General features: G+C 60.6%; 17 protein-coding genes and 1 pseudogene. 10 read left to right on the top strand and 8 right to left on the bottom strand.

Going from position 1 to position 16886, the window contains the following annotated elements; translation table 11 throughout:
* The first annotated feature begins 82 nt into the window (after positions 1–82).
* A complete protein-coding gene (locus GLX_RS01655; protein WP_231850375.1) occupies positions 83–1645 on the top strand; it encodes a carbohydrate porin in 1563 nt (520 codons plus the stop codon).
* A 217-nt stretch (positions 1646–1862) separates the two neighbouring features.
* On the opposite strand, the gene GLX_RS01650 is transcribed toward GLX_RS01655, so the two are convergent.
* Together GLX_RS01650 and GLX_RS01645 are read right to left on the bottom strand one after the other, a co-directional pair.
* A complete protein-coding gene (locus GLX_RS01650; protein ID WP_014104316.1) occupies positions 1863–2135 on the bottom strand; it encodes a hypothetical protein in 273 nt (90 codons plus the stop codon).
* A gap of 370 nt (positions 2136–2505) precedes the next feature.
* Positions 2506–2802, bottom strand: a complete 297-nt coding sequence (locus GLX_RS01645) for a hypothetical protein (protein WP_041247062.1) — start codon at positions 2800–2802, stop codon at positions 2506–2508.
* A gap of 117 nt (positions 2803–2919) precedes the next feature.
* Between GLX_RS01645 and GLX_RS01640 the strand changes: the two genes are divergently transcribed.
* The 4 genes from GLX_RS01640 to GLX_RS01625 all read left to right on the top strand — a co-directional run bounded on the left by GLX_RS01640 (position 2920) and on the right by GLX_RS01625 (position 6616).
* Positions 2920–4920 (top strand): FUSC family protein, encoded by a 2001-nt coding sequence (locus GLX_RS01640; protein ID WP_014104315.1) that lies wholly within the window; start codon positions 2920–2922, stop codon positions 4918–4920.
* Between the two features lie 65 nt (positions 4921–4985).
* Positions 4986–5342 carry a hypothetical protein gene (locus GLX_RS01635; RefSeq protein ID WP_014104314.1) on the top strand — a complete coding sequence of 119 codons (357 nt, stop codon included), beginning with the start codon at positions 4986–4988 and terminating at the stop codon, positions 5340–5342.
* Between the two features lie 176 nt (positions 5343–5518).
* Entirely contained in the window at positions 5519–5755 is a 237-nt protein-coding gene (locus tag GLX_RS01630; protein ID WP_231850428.1) for a hypothetical protein, read from the top strand.
* Between the two features lie 402 nt (positions 5756–6157).
* A complete protein-coding gene (locus GLX_RS01625; protein WP_014104312.1) occupies positions 6158–6616 on the top strand; it encodes a c-type cytochrome in 459 nt (152 codons plus the stop codon).
* A gap of 85 nt (positions 6617–6701) precedes the next feature.
* Here GLX_RS01625 and GLX_RS19315 read toward each other — a convergent pair whose 3' ends face one another.
* On the bottom strand, positions 6702–6830 hold the full coding sequence (locus GLX_RS19315) for a RidA family protein (RefSeq protein WP_407927249.1): 129 nt from the start codon (positions 6828–6830) through the stop codon (positions 6702–6704).
* A gap of 27 nt (positions 6831–6857) precedes the next feature.
* Positions 6858–7262 (bottom strand): annotated as a pseudogene (locus GLX_RS16455) (NAD(P)-binding protein); the annotation flags it as partial.
* Positions 7263–7598: 336 nt separating this feature from the next.
* Between GLX_RS16455 and GLX_RS01615 the strand changes: the two are divergent.
* Positions 7599–8228 (top strand): acetate uptake transporter, encoded by a 630-nt coding sequence (locus GLX_RS01615; protein ID WP_014104310.1) that lies wholly within the window; start codon positions 7599–7601, stop codon positions 8226–8228.
* A 54-nt stretch (positions 8229–8282) separates the two neighbouring features.
* Here the strand turns inward: GLX_RS01615 and GLX_RS01610 are convergent, their stop codons facing one another.
* The 3 genes from GLX_RS01610 to GLX_RS01600 form a co-directional block, all read right to left on the bottom strand.
* Positions 8283–8840, bottom strand: a complete 558-nt coding sequence (locus GLX_RS01610; RefSeq protein ID WP_014104309.1) for a methylated-DNA--[protein]-cysteine S-methyltransferase — start codon at positions 8838–8840, stop codon at positions 8283–8285.
* Positions 8841–8968: 128 nt separating this feature from the next.
* Positions 8969–10123, bottom strand: a complete 1155-nt coding sequence (locus tag GLX_RS01605) for a YVTN family beta-propeller repeat protein (RefSeq protein ID WP_041247061.1) — start codon at positions 10121–10123, stop codon at positions 8969–8971.
* A 52-nt stretch (positions 10124–10175) separates the two neighbouring features.
* Positions 10176–11003 (bottom strand): creatininase family protein, encoded by an 828-nt coding sequence (locus GLX_RS01600; protein ID WP_041247534.1) that lies wholly within the window; start codon positions 11001–11003, stop codon positions 10176–10178.
* 188 nt (positions 11004–11191) lie between these two features.
* On the opposite strand from GLX_RS01600, the gene GLX_RS01595 reads away from it, so the two are divergent.
* The 4 genes from GLX_RS01595 (at position 11192) to GLX_RS01580 (ending at position 15983) form a co-directional block, all read left to right on the top strand.
* The gene (locus GLX_RS01595; RefSeq protein ID WP_041247060.1) at positions 11192–13294 is read left to right on the top strand and encodes a catalase; all 2103 of its coding nucleotides are present in this window, start codon (positions 11192–11194) and stop codon (positions 13292–13294) included.
* 84 nt (positions 13295–13378) lie between these two features.
* Positions 13379–13693 carry an Rdx family protein gene (locus tag GLX_RS01590; protein WP_014104305.1) on the top strand — a complete coding sequence of 105 codons (315 nt, stop codon included), beginning with the start codon at positions 13379–13381 and terminating at the stop codon, positions 13691–13693.
* Between the two features lie 64 nt (positions 13694–13757).
* On the top strand, positions 13758–14147 hold the full coding sequence (locus GLX_RS01585; RefSeq protein WP_070097771.1) for a DUF4112 domain-containing protein: 390 nt from the start codon (positions 13758–13760) through the stop codon (positions 14145–14147).
* Between the two features lie 231 nt (positions 14148–14378).
* On the top strand, positions 14379–15983 hold the full coding sequence (locus GLX_RS01580; protein ID WP_014104303.1) for a tetratricopeptide repeat protein: 1605 nt from the start codon (positions 14379–14381) through the stop codon (positions 15981–15983).
* A gap of 207 nt (positions 15984–16190) precedes the next feature.
* Here the strand turns inward: GLX_RS01580 and GLX_RS01575 are convergent, their stop codons facing one another.
* A complete protein-coding gene (locus tag GLX_RS01575; protein ID WP_041247059.1) occupies positions 16191–16805 on the bottom strand; it encodes a nitroreductase family protein in 615 nt (204 codons plus the stop codon).
* Positions 16806–16886 lie beyond the last annotated feature (81 nt).

The raw sequence follows: 16886 nt of genomic DNA, 5'->3' as shown, positions 1-16886 counted from the left end.
CAGTTTTTTCGTTCAACCCTGCCCATCTCCTCACACAGCACTGCATCGTCGCTGCCTGCGGGCCGCATACTGTGTGCTGGGCATGGGGCTGGTATTTCCAGCAACAGGCCTGGCCCAGACCCAGATCGAGGAAGACCGCGCCCGCCTTGGCAATTCCACACCGCTGATCCAGCAGATCGACCCCGCCACCGTGCGGGATTCCGAACGCGCGCAGGCTGATGCGCAGAAAGCACACGAAGCCGCCGCCGATGATGGCGACAGGCTGGACACCAGCGGCAACCTGCTGGGCAACATGTGGGGCGCGCGGCCATGGCTGTACAGGCATGGCATCAGTTTTGACATCCAGGAAGTCGATGAACTGTGGGGCAACGGCACTGGCGGTTCGGCTTCGGGTAATGATGGCGCGGCAGGCTCGGGTACCGGCCCGTCCTATGATGGCGTGACCATGCCAACACTTACCGTCGATACCGAAAAGCTGTTCGGGCTGAAGGGTGGCCTGTTCAATGTCAGCGCCCTGCAGATACACGGGCGCTCGATCTCGCAGGACCACCTGGCCAACTTCAACCCCATAAGTGGGTTCGAGGCCGACCACTCCACCCGCCTGTTCGAACTGTGGTACCAGCAGTCCTTCCTTGGCGGCAAGCTGGATGTAAAGGTGGGGCAGCAGGATCTCGATACCGAATTCCTGATCAGCGATTACGCCTCGCTTTACCTCAACGCCAATTTCGGCTGGCCCATGGCGCCATCGGTCAACCTGTATGGCGGCGGCCCGTCCTGGCCGCTGTCATCCCCCGCCATCCGTATCCGCTACCGGCCCAGCGAGAAGTTCACCTTCATGTTTGCGGCAGCGGACGACAACCCGCCGGGCAACCGTTACAATTCCACCCCCATCCAGCAGGCCACCGGGTCACTCAGCGGTTACAATTCCGACCCCACCAGCCAGACCTATGATGGCACCAACGGTACCAATTTCAACATGAACACCGGGGCGCTGCTGATGACCGAACTGCAATACGCGCTCAACCCCCAGCCTGCCGACATGTCCAACGTGACCAAGAACCCCGGCCTGCCGGGCGTGTACAAGCTGGGCGGGTTCTATGATACCGCGAAGTTCGCCGACTACCGCTACAACCGCAATGGTGGCTCACTGGGTGCGGCCTCGGTCAATCCCGCCAGCACCGAAAGCGACCTGACCCCGCGCTGGGACCGGGGTAACTGGATGGTCTACGGCATCATTGACCAGATGATCTGGCGGCCCTCGTTAACATCCGCCCGCTCGGTGGGTGTGTTCGTGCGCGCCACCGGTAATGGCGGCGATCGTAACCAGATCAGCTTCGCCATTGACGCAGGACTGAACCTGAAGGCGCCGTTCAGGGGGCGTAACAACGATACGATCGGTCTGGGCTGGGGCATCGGTCGCGCCAGTTCTGGCCTGCGGCAATTTGATCGAGACAGGCAGACGCTTGTGCAGGGCAATGAAAACCACCTGGAACTGACCTATCAGGCTCAGGTCACGCCGTGGATGGTGATGCAGCCTGACTTCCAGTACGTCTGGCACCCTTCGGGCGGAACGCCCGACTGGACCGGTCTGCGCCGTGTGGGTGACGAAGCGATCTTTGGCCTGCACAGCAATATAACATTCTAGCTGTTTGATCCCGTGCACCGGCAGGGCGTCCATTTCACGCAAGTGGAAGAAAGCCCTGTTCACCAGATACATCATGGCAGCGCCACGACCATGCATGCCATTCTCCCGCATCTGATACGCGCGGCATGGGACATATTACCTCTGCCTGACCTTGAGGGCGGCAGGGTGCCCCCATGCAGGCGCTATCGACTGGTTTGTATCATACGGTTAACAAGCTTTATTTTCCTTCTTCAGATGCCACCTGCCGCATGAACCGATGCGAGATGACCCTGTAATCGGGCAATACATGGATACTATCCGACAGCGCAGCAATAATATCATGTATGATACAGTCGGCTGTCATCAACCAGTAATGGATGGGAGCCCAGAACAGGTCACGGTCATTTACAATCGGACCGGGAATGTCAAAATCCAGTACCAGCGTGTTGGCCGTAGCTGCCGCAGCAGACAGTACGTAATGGTGGCAGGCCGCAACCATGCTGTCATACATACCCCCTGTGGGTTATGCTGGGTCGCCTGAACGGGGAGAAACCACAGGATGGGCAATGTCGTTTCTGGCACGGCATGGAGAACAAGGAACAGGTATTCCGCATAGCGGGGGCCGGCTCAACCCGTTCTGGCGGGGGCCGCATGTGCTCGGAGGGCCATGCGGCAAATGCCTGGTCAGCGCGTGCGCGGGTATAGAGACGATCATCCCCCACGAAATTCGTATAGCCATTCTCACCATAATAGGCATATCGCAAACCAAGCTGGAGCATGAATTCATTGGCTGCTTCCTACAGTGCATACAGGTTGGCCATATGCAGGTAGCCTACCCCACGGAGTGTCCTGATAGATCTACTCAGGCTAGGGCTTCCTGTTCAACGACACCATGATTGATCGATAGCCACCATCATAACCCTGGGGTCGGGATGATGGCGGACGAATTCCTGCAACAGTCGATACTGTTCATGGGGTTGAGCATTGTTCATGGTCATGTTGAGAAAATGTATCCCAAACGGGCCATCCAGCACGGCAGGCTGCATCAGGCAACTCGTGGATGTACCAAGCATAACCAAATCAAACCGGCTTTCGCGAGCCAGCATCGGCATGGTGAGGCGCGCGTTGCTGGTTACGGGCTGCCAGACAGCGCGTAACATATCCATCATAAACGCCATTTATCAACACATCATGACAAACGATTGGACCCCTGCACCATTCGCCCCCCATGGTGCGCGCATCTCTCGCCCGGTCGGGGGAAATGGAACCAGAATACGATACAGGGGCACAGGACAATGGGGGGACAGGGCGCAGCATTTCCCCTGCTCGGACAGCCCGCAACCGGCCTGCGGCACCTGGTTCGGCGGTTTTCATGGGTCTATTCGCCTTCCCTGCCCGATCTGGCATTTGCTCTCCGCACGTCACTGGCCGCCATCATCTCGCTCCTTATCGCCATGTGGATGGAACTGGACAGCCCGCAATGGGCGCCGCTTACGGTCTGGGTCGTGGCCCAGTCCTCACGCGGGGAAAGCCTGTCCAAGGCGCGGTGGCGGATCGTGGGCACGCTGGTGGGCGGCGTTGCGGCCATAACCCTTATGGCGGCCTTTCCGCAGGCACCGGGGCTGTTTTTCTGCGTTCTTGCCCTGTGGATCGGGCTGTGCTGCGCGCTAGCCACCCTTCTGGACCAGTACCGGGCCTACGGGCTTGTGCTTACGGGTTTTACTTCAGCCATCATCGCCACGGGCGCAATTACCCAGCCCGATGATGTCTTTGCCGTCAGCGTTGCCCGCAGCAGCTACATCATACTGGGTGTGCTGTGCGAGGCAGTGCTGGCTGTGGTGTTCATGCCGCGTATCGTGGAACATGCGCGCACAGCACTGCTGGCGCGCCTGGATGAGACCTTTCAGGCCACCTGCAACACCATCACCCATCAGTTGTGCACAGCGGCGGGAGCGGAACAGCAGGCGCTGACCAGCGCGTTACTCAGGCGGATCGTGGCCTTCAGCGGGCAGATCGAATTCAGCGCTCTGGAACTGGGACCGCGCAACCATGTGGGCGACCACGCGCGCCGGGCGCTGGCGGGCATGCTGGTCATGCTGGCGCATGCGCGTGCGCTCCAGATCCTTCGTCCTCCCATGCAGCTTCCATCCGGGCATGAAGAGCAGGTGCCTGGGCACGTGCTTGCGGCATGGCTTGAACACGATGCGATGCCGGACCCTGCGGGGGGGAAGGAATGGCAGCCCATCACCACTGCCCTGCTGGGCGAAATGCGGCTTGTCATGCGTGAAATGACGGCCTGCGCCACAGCGCCCCATGGCGACCGGTTCCGCTTCAGTCTGACATCACGCCGCCATGTGCGTGAAGCCCTGAACAACGGTATCCGCTCCGCCGCCGCCATAATGGGAGCATGGTGGCTGTGGGAAGTTACGGCGTGGCACCACGGGTCTGCCTTCATCTCGTTCGTGGCACTCATCTATGGCCTGATGGCCACACGCGAAAACCCGCTGGTAGCCACCACGCCCTTCCTCAAGGGCGGGTTATGGTGCGCGGCAACCGCCGCCGTGCTGGCATTGTGGGTCATACCGGCCATTACCGCGCCCGAGATCCTGCTCCTTGCCCTGATCATACCCATGACCGTGGGCGGCCTTGCCGCACGCAGGCCCGAACTGGCAGGCTATGCCTTTTCGTTCAACATGTTCCTGCCGGTGCTGATCGGGCCGATGAACATGGGTCGGTTTGATGAGGTCGGGTTCCTCAACAACACACTGGCGTTTCTGGGCAGCATCGTTTTTGTCCTGCTGACCTATCGGGTGGTGATTCCCTTTCGGCTGGACGTACATATACGCCGTACCATGGCATGGATTGGCCAGCGCCTGCGCAACCTTGCCCGCCCCCAGGCGCTTACGGATGCACCGGCATGGCTATCGGGCTGTGCGGCAAGCCTTGTGCGTATTCTCTTCCATGCGGCAGCCTTGCCCGCGCCAGTACTCAGCGCCTGTCTGACACAGCAGATTTCCGACATGACGGTGGGCATATACATCATCCGCCTGCGCGACCTGCTGCGCTCAGGCTCATTGCCACCGCGCACGCGGCGTGTCGTGGCCCTTTTCCTGGCGCGCTGGCATAAGGGACAGGCCACGCCCGCCGTAACACATGTACTGGCCTGGGCTCGCTATGAGCAGACCCGCCACCCCAGCGGGGCAGACCATGCGCTACTGAGCGAAGTTGTGGCCTGCCTGCGCATCATCGCGGTCAGCCAGCACGAAAAAACGGATACGGCGATCGCGGGAAGGTGACAAAGTATGTCCCATCGGATATTCCTTGAAACCTGACTTCATTTATCCGCAAAAGGAATGACCAGATGCGCAAGATAGCCCTGCTGGCGGCTGTAGCCTCCATCACCTGTGCAACCGCTGCCAGCGCCGAACCCGGTGGCTGCCTCAAATACGGTGCCGTGGGTGCCGTGGGCGGCCATGTTGCAGGCCAGCACACCATGCTTGGTGCCGCGGCAGGCTGTATTACCGGCATGTACAAACGCCACGAATACCGCAAGGAAGCCAAGGCCAAGGCCGCGCTGTATGATCAGGAGCACCCCGGCTCCAAGGGCACCTACATCCAGAAAGCAACCGCTTATGATGTCGAGCATTCCACAACGCCGGGCAAGATGACAGCCGATACCACAACGCCTGCGCAGGCCGCGCCCGCCGCTGCACAATAAGACCTGATGATGACCCACGGGCGCACAGGCTAACCCGCGGACAACACGCAGGCCCACCCTGCAGGCCAGCAGGGGCACGAATGTCCCTGCCTTCTGCAGGGTGCGAATACGCAATCCCCTTTACGTCAGGCAGTCATGCACGCGCCCTTTTTTTCCTGATACGATCGAGCGCCGTGATGACCTTATTATGTGCCATGGCATGGTGGCTGGCAGGTCCATTGTTCCACCAACCCGCGATCGGGATCAGTCTTGCGATCGAGGCCGTGATATTCCGGGTATGCGACCTGCTGTATACGGAAGACTATCCTCATCACATGGCAACCTTTGCAGGGATGACCATTGTACTGGGGCTTCTGAGCATCATGGTCATGCTGCCTTTTGTCCAGCGCCAGATCCTACTGCATGGTGCCTGACCCCATAGGGTGACAGTTTTTTTCGATTAATCCGATTTTAATAAAACTATTATCCACGGGTGGAGTTAATGGGATGTGGATCTCGTGACACCACAACGTCTCCCAATCCCTAAACTTGGCGTCCCGCCTGCTGGCGGGACGTTTTTTTATGTTCTGCACATACCTTACGGCAGAGAAAGCAGAAAAGGGACCGGTTCATGACCCCATTGCACGTTTCCGCCCGATCATGACACACTCTTCCCGGGAAAATTGATTGGTCGATCATGCCAACGGACCTATCCTTCCCCGCTCTGCACAGGGCATGCATAGACAGGGCCGGGGTATTTTCATGATGCATACTGCTGCTGGAAATGGCCAACGGCTTTCCAGCCTGCTAGAAAAGATATTGATGGGGAACGATTTATGAAGAAAATGCTTGCTGCCGTACTGTATGGCCTGCCGCTTTTTGCAACTCCGGCCCTGGCCGCAGATGGTCCGGCCCTGTTCCAGGCCAACTGCAGTGTATGCCACCAGGGCAATGCACAGGGCCTGCCGGGGCAGTTCCCGCCGCTGGCCGGGCGCATTGGCAAGATTGCCGCAACGCCCGAAGGCAGGAACTACGTGATTGCCGTGGCCCTGAACGGGCTCATGGGTTCCATCACCGCGCAGGGCAACAGCTATGCCGGGTTCATGCCCCCCTTCAAGACCCTGCCCGATGACCAGATTGCGGCGATCCTGAACCATGTGGCGGGCCTGCCCGCAGGGCCGGATGCCACCCTGTTTACCGCAGTCGATATCGCCGCTGGCCGCACAGAATCCCTTACCCCCACCACCGTGGCAGAAAAGCGCAAGGCGCTAGACGCCCAGCATCCGCTACCCTGAAAACAGAGGGCTACCCCCCTGCCATAACAGGATTACGGCACGGGGGACCTATTTGCCCGGCGCACGCGCGGCAATGATCTCGATTTCAACCAGCCACCACACCAAAGGCGGACCGGACCGACAGGTTGAGCTGCGTGGCCGTACCGTAAAACCGGGTATAGGTCTTCATCATCCAATCAAAGTCGATCTTGCCCAGTCTGGGGTCCAGTAGCATAAATCAATGCATCTGCACCACATCCCACAGGCCCTGATGGTGGTAGGGAATACGCCAGAGGCCGGGATTGATATAATTGTCGGGAGTGAAGCCCACCTTCTGCGTCGCTCCCCCCAGTTCGGTTACCGTATCACCGCCGCGCTGGCTGATGTTGCGGCCACTGCTGCGGTTCTGGAACTCCAGCACCTGTACCTGATAGCCTGCCTTGCGCAATTCATAGGCCGCCAGCATACCGGCAAGCCGCGCGTCAAGCACCAGCACACGGATACCGGGCCTTACGCCTGACAGCACTGATGGGGCCATGAAATCCGTACCCCGTGCATGACCCATAGCCGTCATCGCCTGATACAGGACGTCACTGCCAGCCAGCATGCCAATACGGGTCAGGATCTGCCTGCGCGTGTGTACCGTGCGTGGATGGGCGTTTTGCATTAATAAACCCCAAGAAATCAACAAAAACAGTTATCTACCTTAAGCGCAGTTGCCAGCTCCACCATATCCGTACCTGGTAATTCATCCTACTTGACATATTGTTTCTTTAATATAACATTAATTTCCTGCCTGCGTTGTATTGTGTAAAAATATATTATTTATTTTATTTAGTTTTTACTTAAAAAAATATAAAATAAATAATTCTTACAATTCCACATGCTGTCTGCACAAAGATGCAAACATTAAAGGCATACCCACCTACTGGTTGTAATTCTAAGCCAGATTTTAATAGATCCAGCATCCGTTCATGACATATTTTGACATAATAAACTTTCCATGAAACGGAATAACCGTATGGGTCACACGCTCGCCGCAGCCAATCCCGCCCCGCTGGGGCTTATGGGTTTTGGCATGACAACCGTATTGCTCAACCTGCACAACGCCCAGCTTGTCCCGATGGGGGCGGCCATTCTTGCCATGGGGCTTGTCTTTGGCGGCATGACCCAGTTTGTTGCGGGGCTGCTTGAATATGCCAACGGCAACACCTTCGGCATGACCGCCTTCATGGCCTATGGCGCATTCTGGATTTCACTGGTTGTGCTGCTGTTCCTGCCGCACTGGGGGCTTGCACCGGCTTCATCCCCTGCCCTGCTGGGCAGCTACCTATGGATGTGGGGGCTGTTTACTGCCATTATGGCGGCTGGTACTCTTGCTGCTTCACGCGCGCATCAGACGGTGTTTTTCAGCTTGATGTTGTTGTTTGCCCTGCTGGGTGGCGCAGAAATGTTCGCAATCCCCACGCTAAACGTGATTGCAGGTTACGAAGGGCTGTTCTGTGGCCTGAGTGCGATCTATCTGGCTGCGGCCGAAATTTTCGCCGAACAGTTCGGTCGTGCAATCCTGCCCATTGGCCTGCATCGGCCCGCGCCGCTTCACAGGGATGACCTGATGGTCCACATGTCCTGAATCCGCGCCGCCAGAACGGGGTCTGCGCTATAAAACGGTGGCAGGCCTCACCTGTCAGGTAGCAGAATCGCGCTCCAACCGGGCAACCTGTTCCATTTCCAGCAGACGCTGCTTGCGCTGCACCCCCCACCTGTAACCTGACAGGCTGCCATCACGGCCAATAACACGGTGGCAGGGAATGACAACCGCCAGCGGGTTCGCACCACAAGCCCCCGCAACGGCGCGGGCGGCAGCTGGCCTGCCGATATGAGCCGCAAGCCCGGCATAGGACATGGTGGTACCGTAGGGAATGGCCTGCAATGCCTGCCATACCTGTTGTTGGAAAGCCGTGCCATGCGGGTCAAGCGGCAGGCCGAAGGGCTGCCATGGCGCATCGATGCACGTTCGCACGGCATCCAGGCAGCGGTTCATTTCCACATCACCCTGGACCAGTCGGGCATCAGGCACGAGACGGGATGCCCCCTGCCGGAGCGATGGCGCATCATCATCCAGCATGACGGCGGCAAGCCCCCTGTCGGTCATGGCCACGAGCATGGCCCCAAGGCTGGACTGGCCAACGGCCACACGCATGGGGGCGTGAGCTGCGGCTTTACGTGGCGGCAACGCTTTCATGGCTCAGGTTTCCTCCTGTCCGTGGCGGCATCCTATCGCATGGCACGGGCATTACACAATCCTGTCATGGTCCGTTGCATGTCCCTTGCGCTGTCCCTGCCGGGCAGGCAGGGACACGCGGCCGCCCCTTAACGAAGGATACCGGTGTGGCCCACAGAGTACCGCCCCGGCTGTGGCCATACGGTCAGGCCATGCGGTTCCAGCCCCACAGGAATGATGCGGGTCGCACCCGTCTTGGTATCAATGGCGTAGACCACATCATCAAACCGGCCGGAAAGCCACAGCGTCCTGCCATCATTGCTGACATTGCCCATGTCCGGGCTGCCGCCACCGGGAATGGGCCAGTTGGCCACGACCTTGTCGGTTGCAAAGTCGATCACGCTCACGCCACCCGCCTTGCTGTGCGGGGTGCCATGGATCTTGTGCGAGCCACGGTTGGCAACGTACATCTTTGTGCCGTCACGGCTGGGGTACAGGCCGTGCGTACCGATGCCGGTGGGAATGAAGCCCGTCTCACGGAAGGTATCGCCATCAATCACGAACACACCATCGGCATGCATGTCGGCCACATAGAATTTGTGCCCGTCTGGCGCGGTCAGGATATCCTGTGGCATGCCGCCGCCTGACAGCTTGAGATACCCCATCACCTTACGGTTGACGGTATCAACCTTGGCCAGGTAGCCGCCGAATTCACAGGTGAAGATGGCATAACGCCCGTCGATGGAGAAATCGGCGTGGTTGACCCCCTTGCACTGCGGCACGGATACCGAACCCTGCATGTCCATGGTGTGCGGGTCACGGAAGTCCAGTCGCTGCCGCGCTTCGGCCACCGTGATGGCGGAGCGGCCATCGGGGGTGAAATACATGTTGTAAGGGTCATCTACTGCAACACTGGCCATCGGCTGGGTGGTGCGGGGATTGATGGGGGTAAGCGAACCGTCGGTCGTGCCTTCGGCATTATTGGTCACCCACAGCGTGCGCAGGTCCCATGACGGCACGACATGCTGCGGGCTCTTGCCCACCTTGAAGCGCGCGATGACGGTATAGGTCTGCGGGTCAATCACATACACATTGTTTGAACGCAGGTTGGGCACATAGATGCGTGCCGGGTCCTTCGCCACTTCCGGGTTGAGATGGTTTGCTCCCGTCTCGGAATAGATGTTGTGGGGGTCCACTACGGGCGGCATGCCGGGAATGGTGTCCACGCCCTGCGCCAGCGCGTTTCCACCCAGCGCAAGCAGCGCGCCCAGCCCCAGAAGCGACAGTTTTTTATTTTGTGTCATAGCGTGATCCTGTTTCTTGCCGCCCCTATAGCACGCCAAAAGAGCCATGTAATCAGGGCGTTTCCTGTCCTGTTGAGTCGTGTTGCATGGCCGCCACTGCTGCACTGACCTGCATGTTTGCCCCCACCTGCCCCAGAGCCGCATCCGCATGGCGCGGGTCGCCGCCATACACCCCCTGCGTGGCTGTGGGCAACGGGGCGGCAGCCAGTGCCTGCGCGCGCACGAGTGCCGGGTCCAGCGCCAGCATGAGCGATGTATCCGACAGGTCGGCATGCATGCCCACTTCCGCCGCGTGGCCGTGGTTGCGCAGCCATGTGGCATAGGCGCCGGGCACCACATCGTAATAGGCGGGAATGTAGAGCACATGCGCACCCTGCCCGCTCCAGCGGCGGTTCAGTTGCCCGGCCACCGCACGCAGGTCCTTCTGGTAGCCGCCATGGTCCCCGATCAGCACCACACGGCTGAAACCCTGCACGCGGAAACTCTCCGCCGCATCTTCCACCAGAGCCCGGAACGTGGCGGGCGTGATGCTGATGGTGCCGGGAAAACGCATGTGCGACGTGCGCGGCGATGTCCCGCCCTCCGGCACATAGGCCACGACGGGAGCCACCAGCGCATGCCCCGCCTGGCGGGCAATGCGGCGGGCCAGGATCATCGCGCGCACGTCATGCTTACCCACCGCGATGTAAGGGCCACTCTGTTCGGTGCCGCCTATAGGTATGATGATGGAGGTATCCCCCCTGCGGATGGCCTCACGGATTTCGGTCCATGTCAGCGCCGCGAAATCAACCGTGTCGGGTGTCGCGGCCCGGGCGGATGGCACGAGCACCGTGGCGCAGGCCAGCAGGGCTGCGGCCAGGAAACCTGAAAAACTGGGCATGAACGCGGGCATCCTTCGCATGGCATCTGATCGTGCCCTCCTGTGCACTGCCTGCGCGCGGGAGGCAACACCCCGCGCGCAGGTGGTGGCAAATGCATGAAACCATGCCCGTCCCGACCCGTTGGACAGTCACATCCCCCACAATTCCCGTCATCCTCCAACGATCCGCAGGAACACGCGAGCGCTTCATGACCAAAACCTCACATCCCTCCCACTCCCCGGCAACGCATATGGGCAAAGGCGGAGAAACCCACCAGAGCGCAGGCGGCGACATACCCGTCCTGACCACCCAGCAGGGTGTTGCCGTATCCGATGACCAGAATACCCTGCGCGTGGGGCCGGGCGGCCCGGCCCTGCTGGAAGATTTTCACTTCCGTGAAAAGATCTTCCATTTTGACCATGAACGCATACCCGAACGCGTGGTCCATGCCCGGGGCTACGGGGCACATGGCTATTTTGAACTGACCGACAGCCTGAGCGATGTGTGCAAGGCCGACCTGTTTGGCAAGGTGGGTGAACGCACGCCCACCTTTGTGCGGTTTTCTACCGTAGCGGGCAACAAGGGTTCGGCTGATGTGGTGCGCGACGTGCGCGGCTTTGCCGTCAAGTTCTATACCAGTCAGGGCAACTGGGACCTGGTGGGCAACAACATCCCCGTTTTCTTCATCCAAGATGCCATCAAGTTCCCCGATTTCGTGCATGCGGCCAAGCAGGAACCGGACCGCGACTTCCCGCAGGCGCAGACCGCGCATGACAATTTCTGGGATTTCGTCTCGCTCTCTCCCGAAGCTACGCATATGGTCTGCTGGGCCATGTCGGACCGCGCCATCCCCCGCTCCTTCCGCTTCATGGAAGGCTTTGGCGTGCATACCTTCCGCCTGATCAATGCCGAAGGGCGCTCGACTTATGTGAAATTCCACTGGAAGCCCAAGCTGGGGCTGCAGTCGGTGGTATGGAACGAGGCGCTCAAGATCAACGGTGCCGATCCCGACTTCCACCGCCGCGACCTGTGGCAGGCCATAACCGGCGGCAACTTTCCCGAATGGGAACTGGGCGTGCAGCTGTTCGATGACGAGTTTGCCGATAGCTTCCCCTTCGACATCCTCGACCCCACCAAGCTGATTCCCGAAGAACTGGTGCCCGTGCGCCGGGTGGGCCGGTTGGTGCTGGACCGCATGCCCGACAACTTTTTTGCCGAGACAGAACAGGTGGCATTCTGCACCCAGAACATCATACCCGGCATCGACTTTACCAATGACCCGCTGCTGCAGGGGCGTAATTTCTCGTATCTGGATACCCAGACCAAGCGCCTAGGCGGGCCGAACTTCACCCATATCCCCATAAACGCGCCCAAATGCCCGTTCCATAACTTCCAGCAAGATGGCCACATGGCCATGCACAACCCGAAGGGCCGGGCCAATTACGAACCCAATTCATGGTCCCAGCCCACCGGTGGCCCGCGTGAGAGCGCGGATGGCTACCGCTCCTTCGCACAGGAACAGTCCGGCCCCAAGCTGCGCCAGCGCTCCGAATCCTTTGCCGATCATTACAGTCAGGCCCGCCAGTTCTTCATCAGCCAGACGCCGGTGGAGCAGACCCATATGCGCGATGCCTTCGTGTTTGAACTGAGCAAGGTGGAAACCCCCGCCATCCGCGCACGCATGGTGAGCCACCTGCTGCATGTGGACCAGAAACTGGCCGAAGGGGTTGCCATGGGGCTGGGCCTTTCCCCCCTGCCCAGACCTGCCGTGGCGGCTCGCCCGGTCGTGACAGGGCTGCAACCCTCAGCAGCGCTCAGCATCCTCAAGAATGGCCCCGACAGTTTTGAGGGGCGCAAGCTGGGCATCGTGGTAACTAACGGGGTGGACAGCGCCCTGCTGTCCGGCCTGCGCAAAGCGGCGGAGGCCGTGGGAGCCACGGTCGAACTGATCGCCCCCACCGTGGCTGGCGTACATGACAGCGCGGGCAACGAACTGGTGGCGCAGCAGAAGATCAATGGCGGCCCGTCCGTGCTGTATGATGCGGTGGCCCTGCTCCCCACGGTGGAAGGCGCAAACCTGCTGCGCCATGAAGCCACGATGCGCGACTTCATTGCCGATGCCTTTGCCCATGCCAAGTTCATCGCCCATAACGACGCAGCTGAACTGCTGCTGGCGGCGGCAGGACTGCACCCCAAGGCGCGTGACGAAGGGGTCATTGCCATGGAAAGTGCCAGGGATGCCACGCTTTTTATCCAGACCTGCGCGGCCCTTCGCTTCTGGGCACGTGAAAGTCAGGTACACGCGGTCTGACCCCCTTGCACCCGGCTGCCCGCCATCGCCACAATAGGATAGCCGGGCAGGCCCCGGCCTGACACAAGAGCAAGAACTGCAACCATGACCGATACCTCTCATACCCGTCCGCATGTTTCCATTCTGTACTGCACGCGCTGTAACTGGCTGCTGCGGGCAGGATGGATGGCGCAGGAACTGCTGTCCACCTTTGGGGAAGAACTGGGCAGTGTCAGCCTCATTCCCGCCAGTGGCGGACGCTTCGAGATTACGGTGGACAGCAAACTGATCTGGGAGCGCAAGCGCGATGGCGGCTTTCCCGGTCCCAAGGTGCTCAAGCAGCGCGTGCGCGATGTCATCGCACCAGATCGTGACTTGGGCCACCTTGACCGCACTTCCCCCGCTGAAGATGAAGGCTGACGCACAGACACCCCGGAACGGGGACCGATTGCATCTGCCTTACGCCATCCCCATATCCCGTTTCATGAATGCTTTCGCCCCTTCCGCCGCAACGTCTGCCGCCCCTTCTGCCGACATTCGGCGGGAACTGGCGCGCCTGCGCAGTCTGGCAACACTGCTTGACGCCGCCTTCCGCATTCCCGGTACCCGGGCGCGGTGGGGGCTGGATACACTGATCGGCCTGCTGCCCGTGGGCGGGACCGTGCTTATGCTCATCCCCTCGCTTTATATTGTATGGAAGAGCTGGAAACTGGGGGCGCCTCCTGCCGTGCTGTCGCGCATGCTGGCCAATGTCCTCGTGGAGGGGGCCGCAGACCTGGTCCCGGTTCTGGGAGATGTGTTCGATACCGCCTTCAAAGCTGACCTGCGCAATGTGGCGTTGCTGGAACAGCATTTTGGCATGGTCACGCCCTAGACGTTACAGCCATAGCCGGTAAACTGCATGGTCGCCATACTTCCATGCAGAAGAAACACACCATGGCGCGTTTCCTCCGGCCGTAGGTCTTTGCAGCCCTTACCCCCTGTCGGAAAAACGGATCAACCATGGTAAAGGGTGGTGGCATGCGATCAGGCCTGCGCCTGACCTGCTTGAACATTTTCAACCCCGGCAGGCTGCTGCACCCTGCTCTGGACTGAACCACGCCCCATGTCCGTGCCTACCGATACAATTACCCATACCCTTGCCCAGGCGCTGGAACTGCTGCGTCAGGGCCGATTTGCCCATGCCCGCGCCATGCTGGAAGGGTGTCCGCCCTCGCCTCGGACGGAACTTCTGCTGGCCCATGCGCATGCGGGCTGCAACCGTGTACAGGAAGCCGCGCGCCTGCTGTGCCGTCAGGCTGTGGCCAATCCCGGCGCGCGCCACCCTGCACAGGATATGCTCGACCTGCTGCTGCCCCATGACCGGGCGGACGAGGCGGAGGCCGTGCTACGCGCCGTCCGCCAGCGTGCGGGTCAGGACATCCGTACTCATGACATGCTGGGCGAACTGTTATTACAGCGTGGCCACACGGCAGAAGCCCAGGCGGTGCTGGCCGATGGGCTGGCGCTGTCACCCGCACAGCTCAGCACTGGCAACCTCATGGCCGTATGCCTTATGGAACAGGGGGAGTTCGCCGCCGGGCGCGACCTGCTGCGCTATATTCTGCAACACCACCCCGACAGCGCCATGACCCACGCCAACCTGGCGCACCTGCTTGGGGCGTGGAACCATAATGATGAAGCTCTTCAGGCCCATGGCCGTGCGCTGGCCCTGCGCCCCGAAGATGCGCGCCTGCGGCTCAACCACGCACTGACCCTGCTCAAGACCGGGCGCATGGAACGGGGCTGGGCCGAGTATGAATGGCGCAGGCGTCTGCCGGGCCGCCAGCGCCTGCCCGAAGCGCGGATGCTGCCCGTGCTCGCGCCCGATGCGGACCTGCGCGGCAAAACCATCCTGATCACCCGTGAGGGGGGGCTGGGGGACATGCTGATGATGCTGCGCTTCGTGCCGGTGCTGGCCGCTATGGGCGCGCGCATAAGCGTGCAGGCCCCCGATACCCTGCACGGCCTGATCCGCCGCATGCCCGGCGTGCGCCGCGTGGTAGGCGAACGCAACATGCTCCCGGCGCATGACTGGCACTGTCCCTTCCTCAGCCTGCCGCATGTACTGCATCGGACGAAGGGCTGTGATGGCCTGCCCGTGCCCTACCTACAGGCCGATCCGGCACGGGTGCGCCAGTGGGCGCCTTTCCTGCCCGTTGGTACGGGCCTGCGCGTGGGGCTGGTATGGGGCGGGGCCAGCAGACCCGATGCACCGGCCGCATTTGCCATGGACCGCCGCCGCTCGCTCCCGCTGCGCAGGCTGGCGCCACTGGCGGGGATTGCAGGCATAAGCCTGGTCAGCCTGCAGATGGGCACCTACACCAAACAGATGCATGACATGCCCGCGGGCATGCGCCTGTACGACCCGATGGAAAGCGTGCACGACATGGACGACACGGCCGCCCTGATTGCGGGGCTGGATGTGGTTGTTTCGGTTGATACATCGGTCGCCCATCTGGCTGGGGCCATGGGGTGCCCGGTGCTGCTGCTGGACCGGTTCGACAACTGCTGGCGCTGGCTGTCGGAGCGGACCGACAGCCCGTGGTATCCGACCCTGCGCATCATCCGCCAGATCAGCGCCGGCCAGTGGGATAACGTGGTCCATCGCCTGTGCAGCATGCTGGCCCGGCGCGACCTGCCCCCCTCACGCCTGCCCCTGCGGGTTTAGCAACCGGCCTGAACGGCCAGCCCCCGGCAGTCACAAGGACGGTCTCTGGGAAAGCTTTTTCAATGCCCTGGCAGGCTGTCGGATTGGGAGCTGGATGGATATTATTCATAACTTATGAAAACATATTTCTGTTCTCTATGTCATAAATTCCATGATTTTTATACTTCAAGCAATGTTATTGCATAAAAATCCCAATCCGACAGTCTGTTAGGTCACGTTTCCATCCGGCGTATGGAGGAACCGGCCTTCAAACGCCACTTCCGCCAGCGGCCTGCGCGTGGACGGCACTTCACGCGCGCGCAGGTATTCCGGCAGGCTGTCCACCTCCCCCTGTCGGCCAATGACAATGGCGGCGTTCAGCGCATAATCCTCGGGCAGTTCCAGGCCGGCACGCGCCAGGTCATGGTCAAATCCGCTAACGGGATGGGCTGCCCATCCAGCACGACTCAGTTGCAGCATGACCAGCACCGCTGCCGCTCCGGCATCGAAGGCATGGGTAGGCGCGGGTACTGGTTCGGCCCTGTCACTGCCGGTTACGGTATGGGAGGCAACATAGACAATGGCCGAGGCATTCTGCGCCCAGCTATGGTTAAACGGGATGAGCCAGGACAGGAAGCGCTCCCACTCCGCCGTGCCGCGCCGGGCATAGATGAAACGCCACGGCTGCGCGTTATAAGCTGAAGGCGCCCAGCGCCCGGCATCAAGGAACGCCAGCAGCTCCGCATCCGTGATGGGCGCAGGCGTGAAAGCGCGGGGGGACCAGCGATCAAGGATAAACCGCTCGACCGGCGTATCGGACTGGCGTTGGGGTGCTTCTGTCATGGCGATTCCAGTTTGGGCAGGAAAGCAAAAGCGTACACGATAACGCAATACCACAATACGCCAAGGTCGCATCGCAACATC

Origin of the sequence: Komagataeibacter medellinensis NBRC 3288, assembly GCF_000182745.2 — a bacterium.
GTDB classification, from domain to species: Bacteria; Pseudomonadota; Alphaproteobacteria; order Acetobacterales; family Acetobacteraceae; genus Komagataeibacter; species Komagataeibacter medellinensis.
The sequence above is the reverse complement of the archived record's forward strand: the minus strand, read 5'-3'. Positions and strand labels throughout refer to the sequence as shown.

What these genes read in the sequence shown, in the direction of transcription:
- GLX_RS01615 (WP_014104310.1), top strand. Translation starts at nt 7,599, where the DNA reads ATGAAACGGAATAACCGTATGGGTCACACGCTCGCCGCAGCCAATCCC.
- GLX_RS01630 (WP_231850428.1), top strand. Translation starts at nt 5,519, where the DNA reads ATGACCTTATTATGTGCCATGGCATGGTGGCTGGCAGGTCCATTGTTC.
- GLX_RS01640 (WP_014104315.1), top strand. Translation starts at nt 2,920, where the DNA reads ATGGGGGGACAGGGCGCAGCATTTCCCCTGCTCGGACAGCCCGCAACC.
- GLX_RS01605 (WP_041247061.1), bottom strand. Translation starts at nt 10,123, where the DNA reads ATGACACAAAATAAAAAACTGTCGCTTCTGGGGCTGGGCGCGCTGCTT.
- GLX_RS01635 (WP_014104314.1), top strand. Translation starts at nt 4,986, where the DNA reads ATGCGCAAGATAGCCCTGCTGGCGGCTGTAGCCTCCATCACCTGTGCA.
- GLX_RS01590 (WP_014104305.1), top strand. Translation starts at nt 13,379, where the DNA reads ATGACCGATACCTCTCATACCCGTCCGCATGTTTCCATTCTGTACTGC.
- GLX_RS01580 (WP_014104303.1), top strand. Translation starts at nt 14,379, where the DNA reads ATGTCCGTGCCTACCGATACAATTACCCATACCCTTGCCCAGGCGCTG.
- GLX_RS01645 (WP_041247062.1), bottom strand. Translation starts at nt 2,802, where the DNA reads ATGGCGTTTATGATGGATATGTTACGCGCTGTCTGGCAGCCCGTAACC.
- GLX_RS01650 (WP_014104316.1), bottom strand. Translation starts at nt 2,135, where the DNA reads ATGTATGACAGCATGGTTGCGGCCTGCCACCATTACGTACTGTCTGCT.
- GLX_RS01585 (WP_070097771.1), top strand. Translation starts at nt 13,758, where the DNA reads ATGAATGCTTTCGCCCCTTCCGCCGCAACGTCTGCCGCCCCTTCTGCC.
- GLX_RS01625 (WP_014104312.1), top strand. Translation starts at nt 6,158, where the DNA reads ATGAAGAAAATGCTTGCTGCCGTACTGTATGGCCTGCCGCTTTTTGCA.
- GLX_RS01610 (WP_014104309.1), bottom strand. Translation starts at nt 8,840, where the DNA reads ATGAAAGCGTTGCCGCCACGTAAAGCCGCAGCTCACGCCCCCATGCGT.
- GLX_RS01655 (WP_231850375.1), top strand. Translation starts at nt 83, where the DNA reads ATGGGGCTGGTATTTCCAGCAACAGGCCTGGCCCAGACCCAGATCGAG.
- GLX_RS01600 (WP_041247534.1), bottom strand. Translation starts at nt 11,003, where the DNA reads ATGCCCAGTTTTTCAGGTTTCCTGGCCGCAGCCCTGCTGGCCTGCGCC.
- GLX_RS01595 (WP_041247060.1), top strand. Translation starts at nt 11,192, where the DNA reads ATGACCAAAACCTCACATCCCTCCCACTCCCCGGCAACGCATATGGGC.
- GLX_RS19315 (WP_407927249.1), bottom strand. Translation starts at nt 6,830, where the DNA reads ATGCTACTGGACCCCAGACTGGGCAAGATCGACTTTGATTGGATGATG.
- GLX_RS01575 (WP_041247059.1), bottom strand. Translation starts at nt 16,805, where the DNA reads ATGACAGAAGCACCCCAACGCCAGTCCGATACGCCGGTCGAGCGGTTT.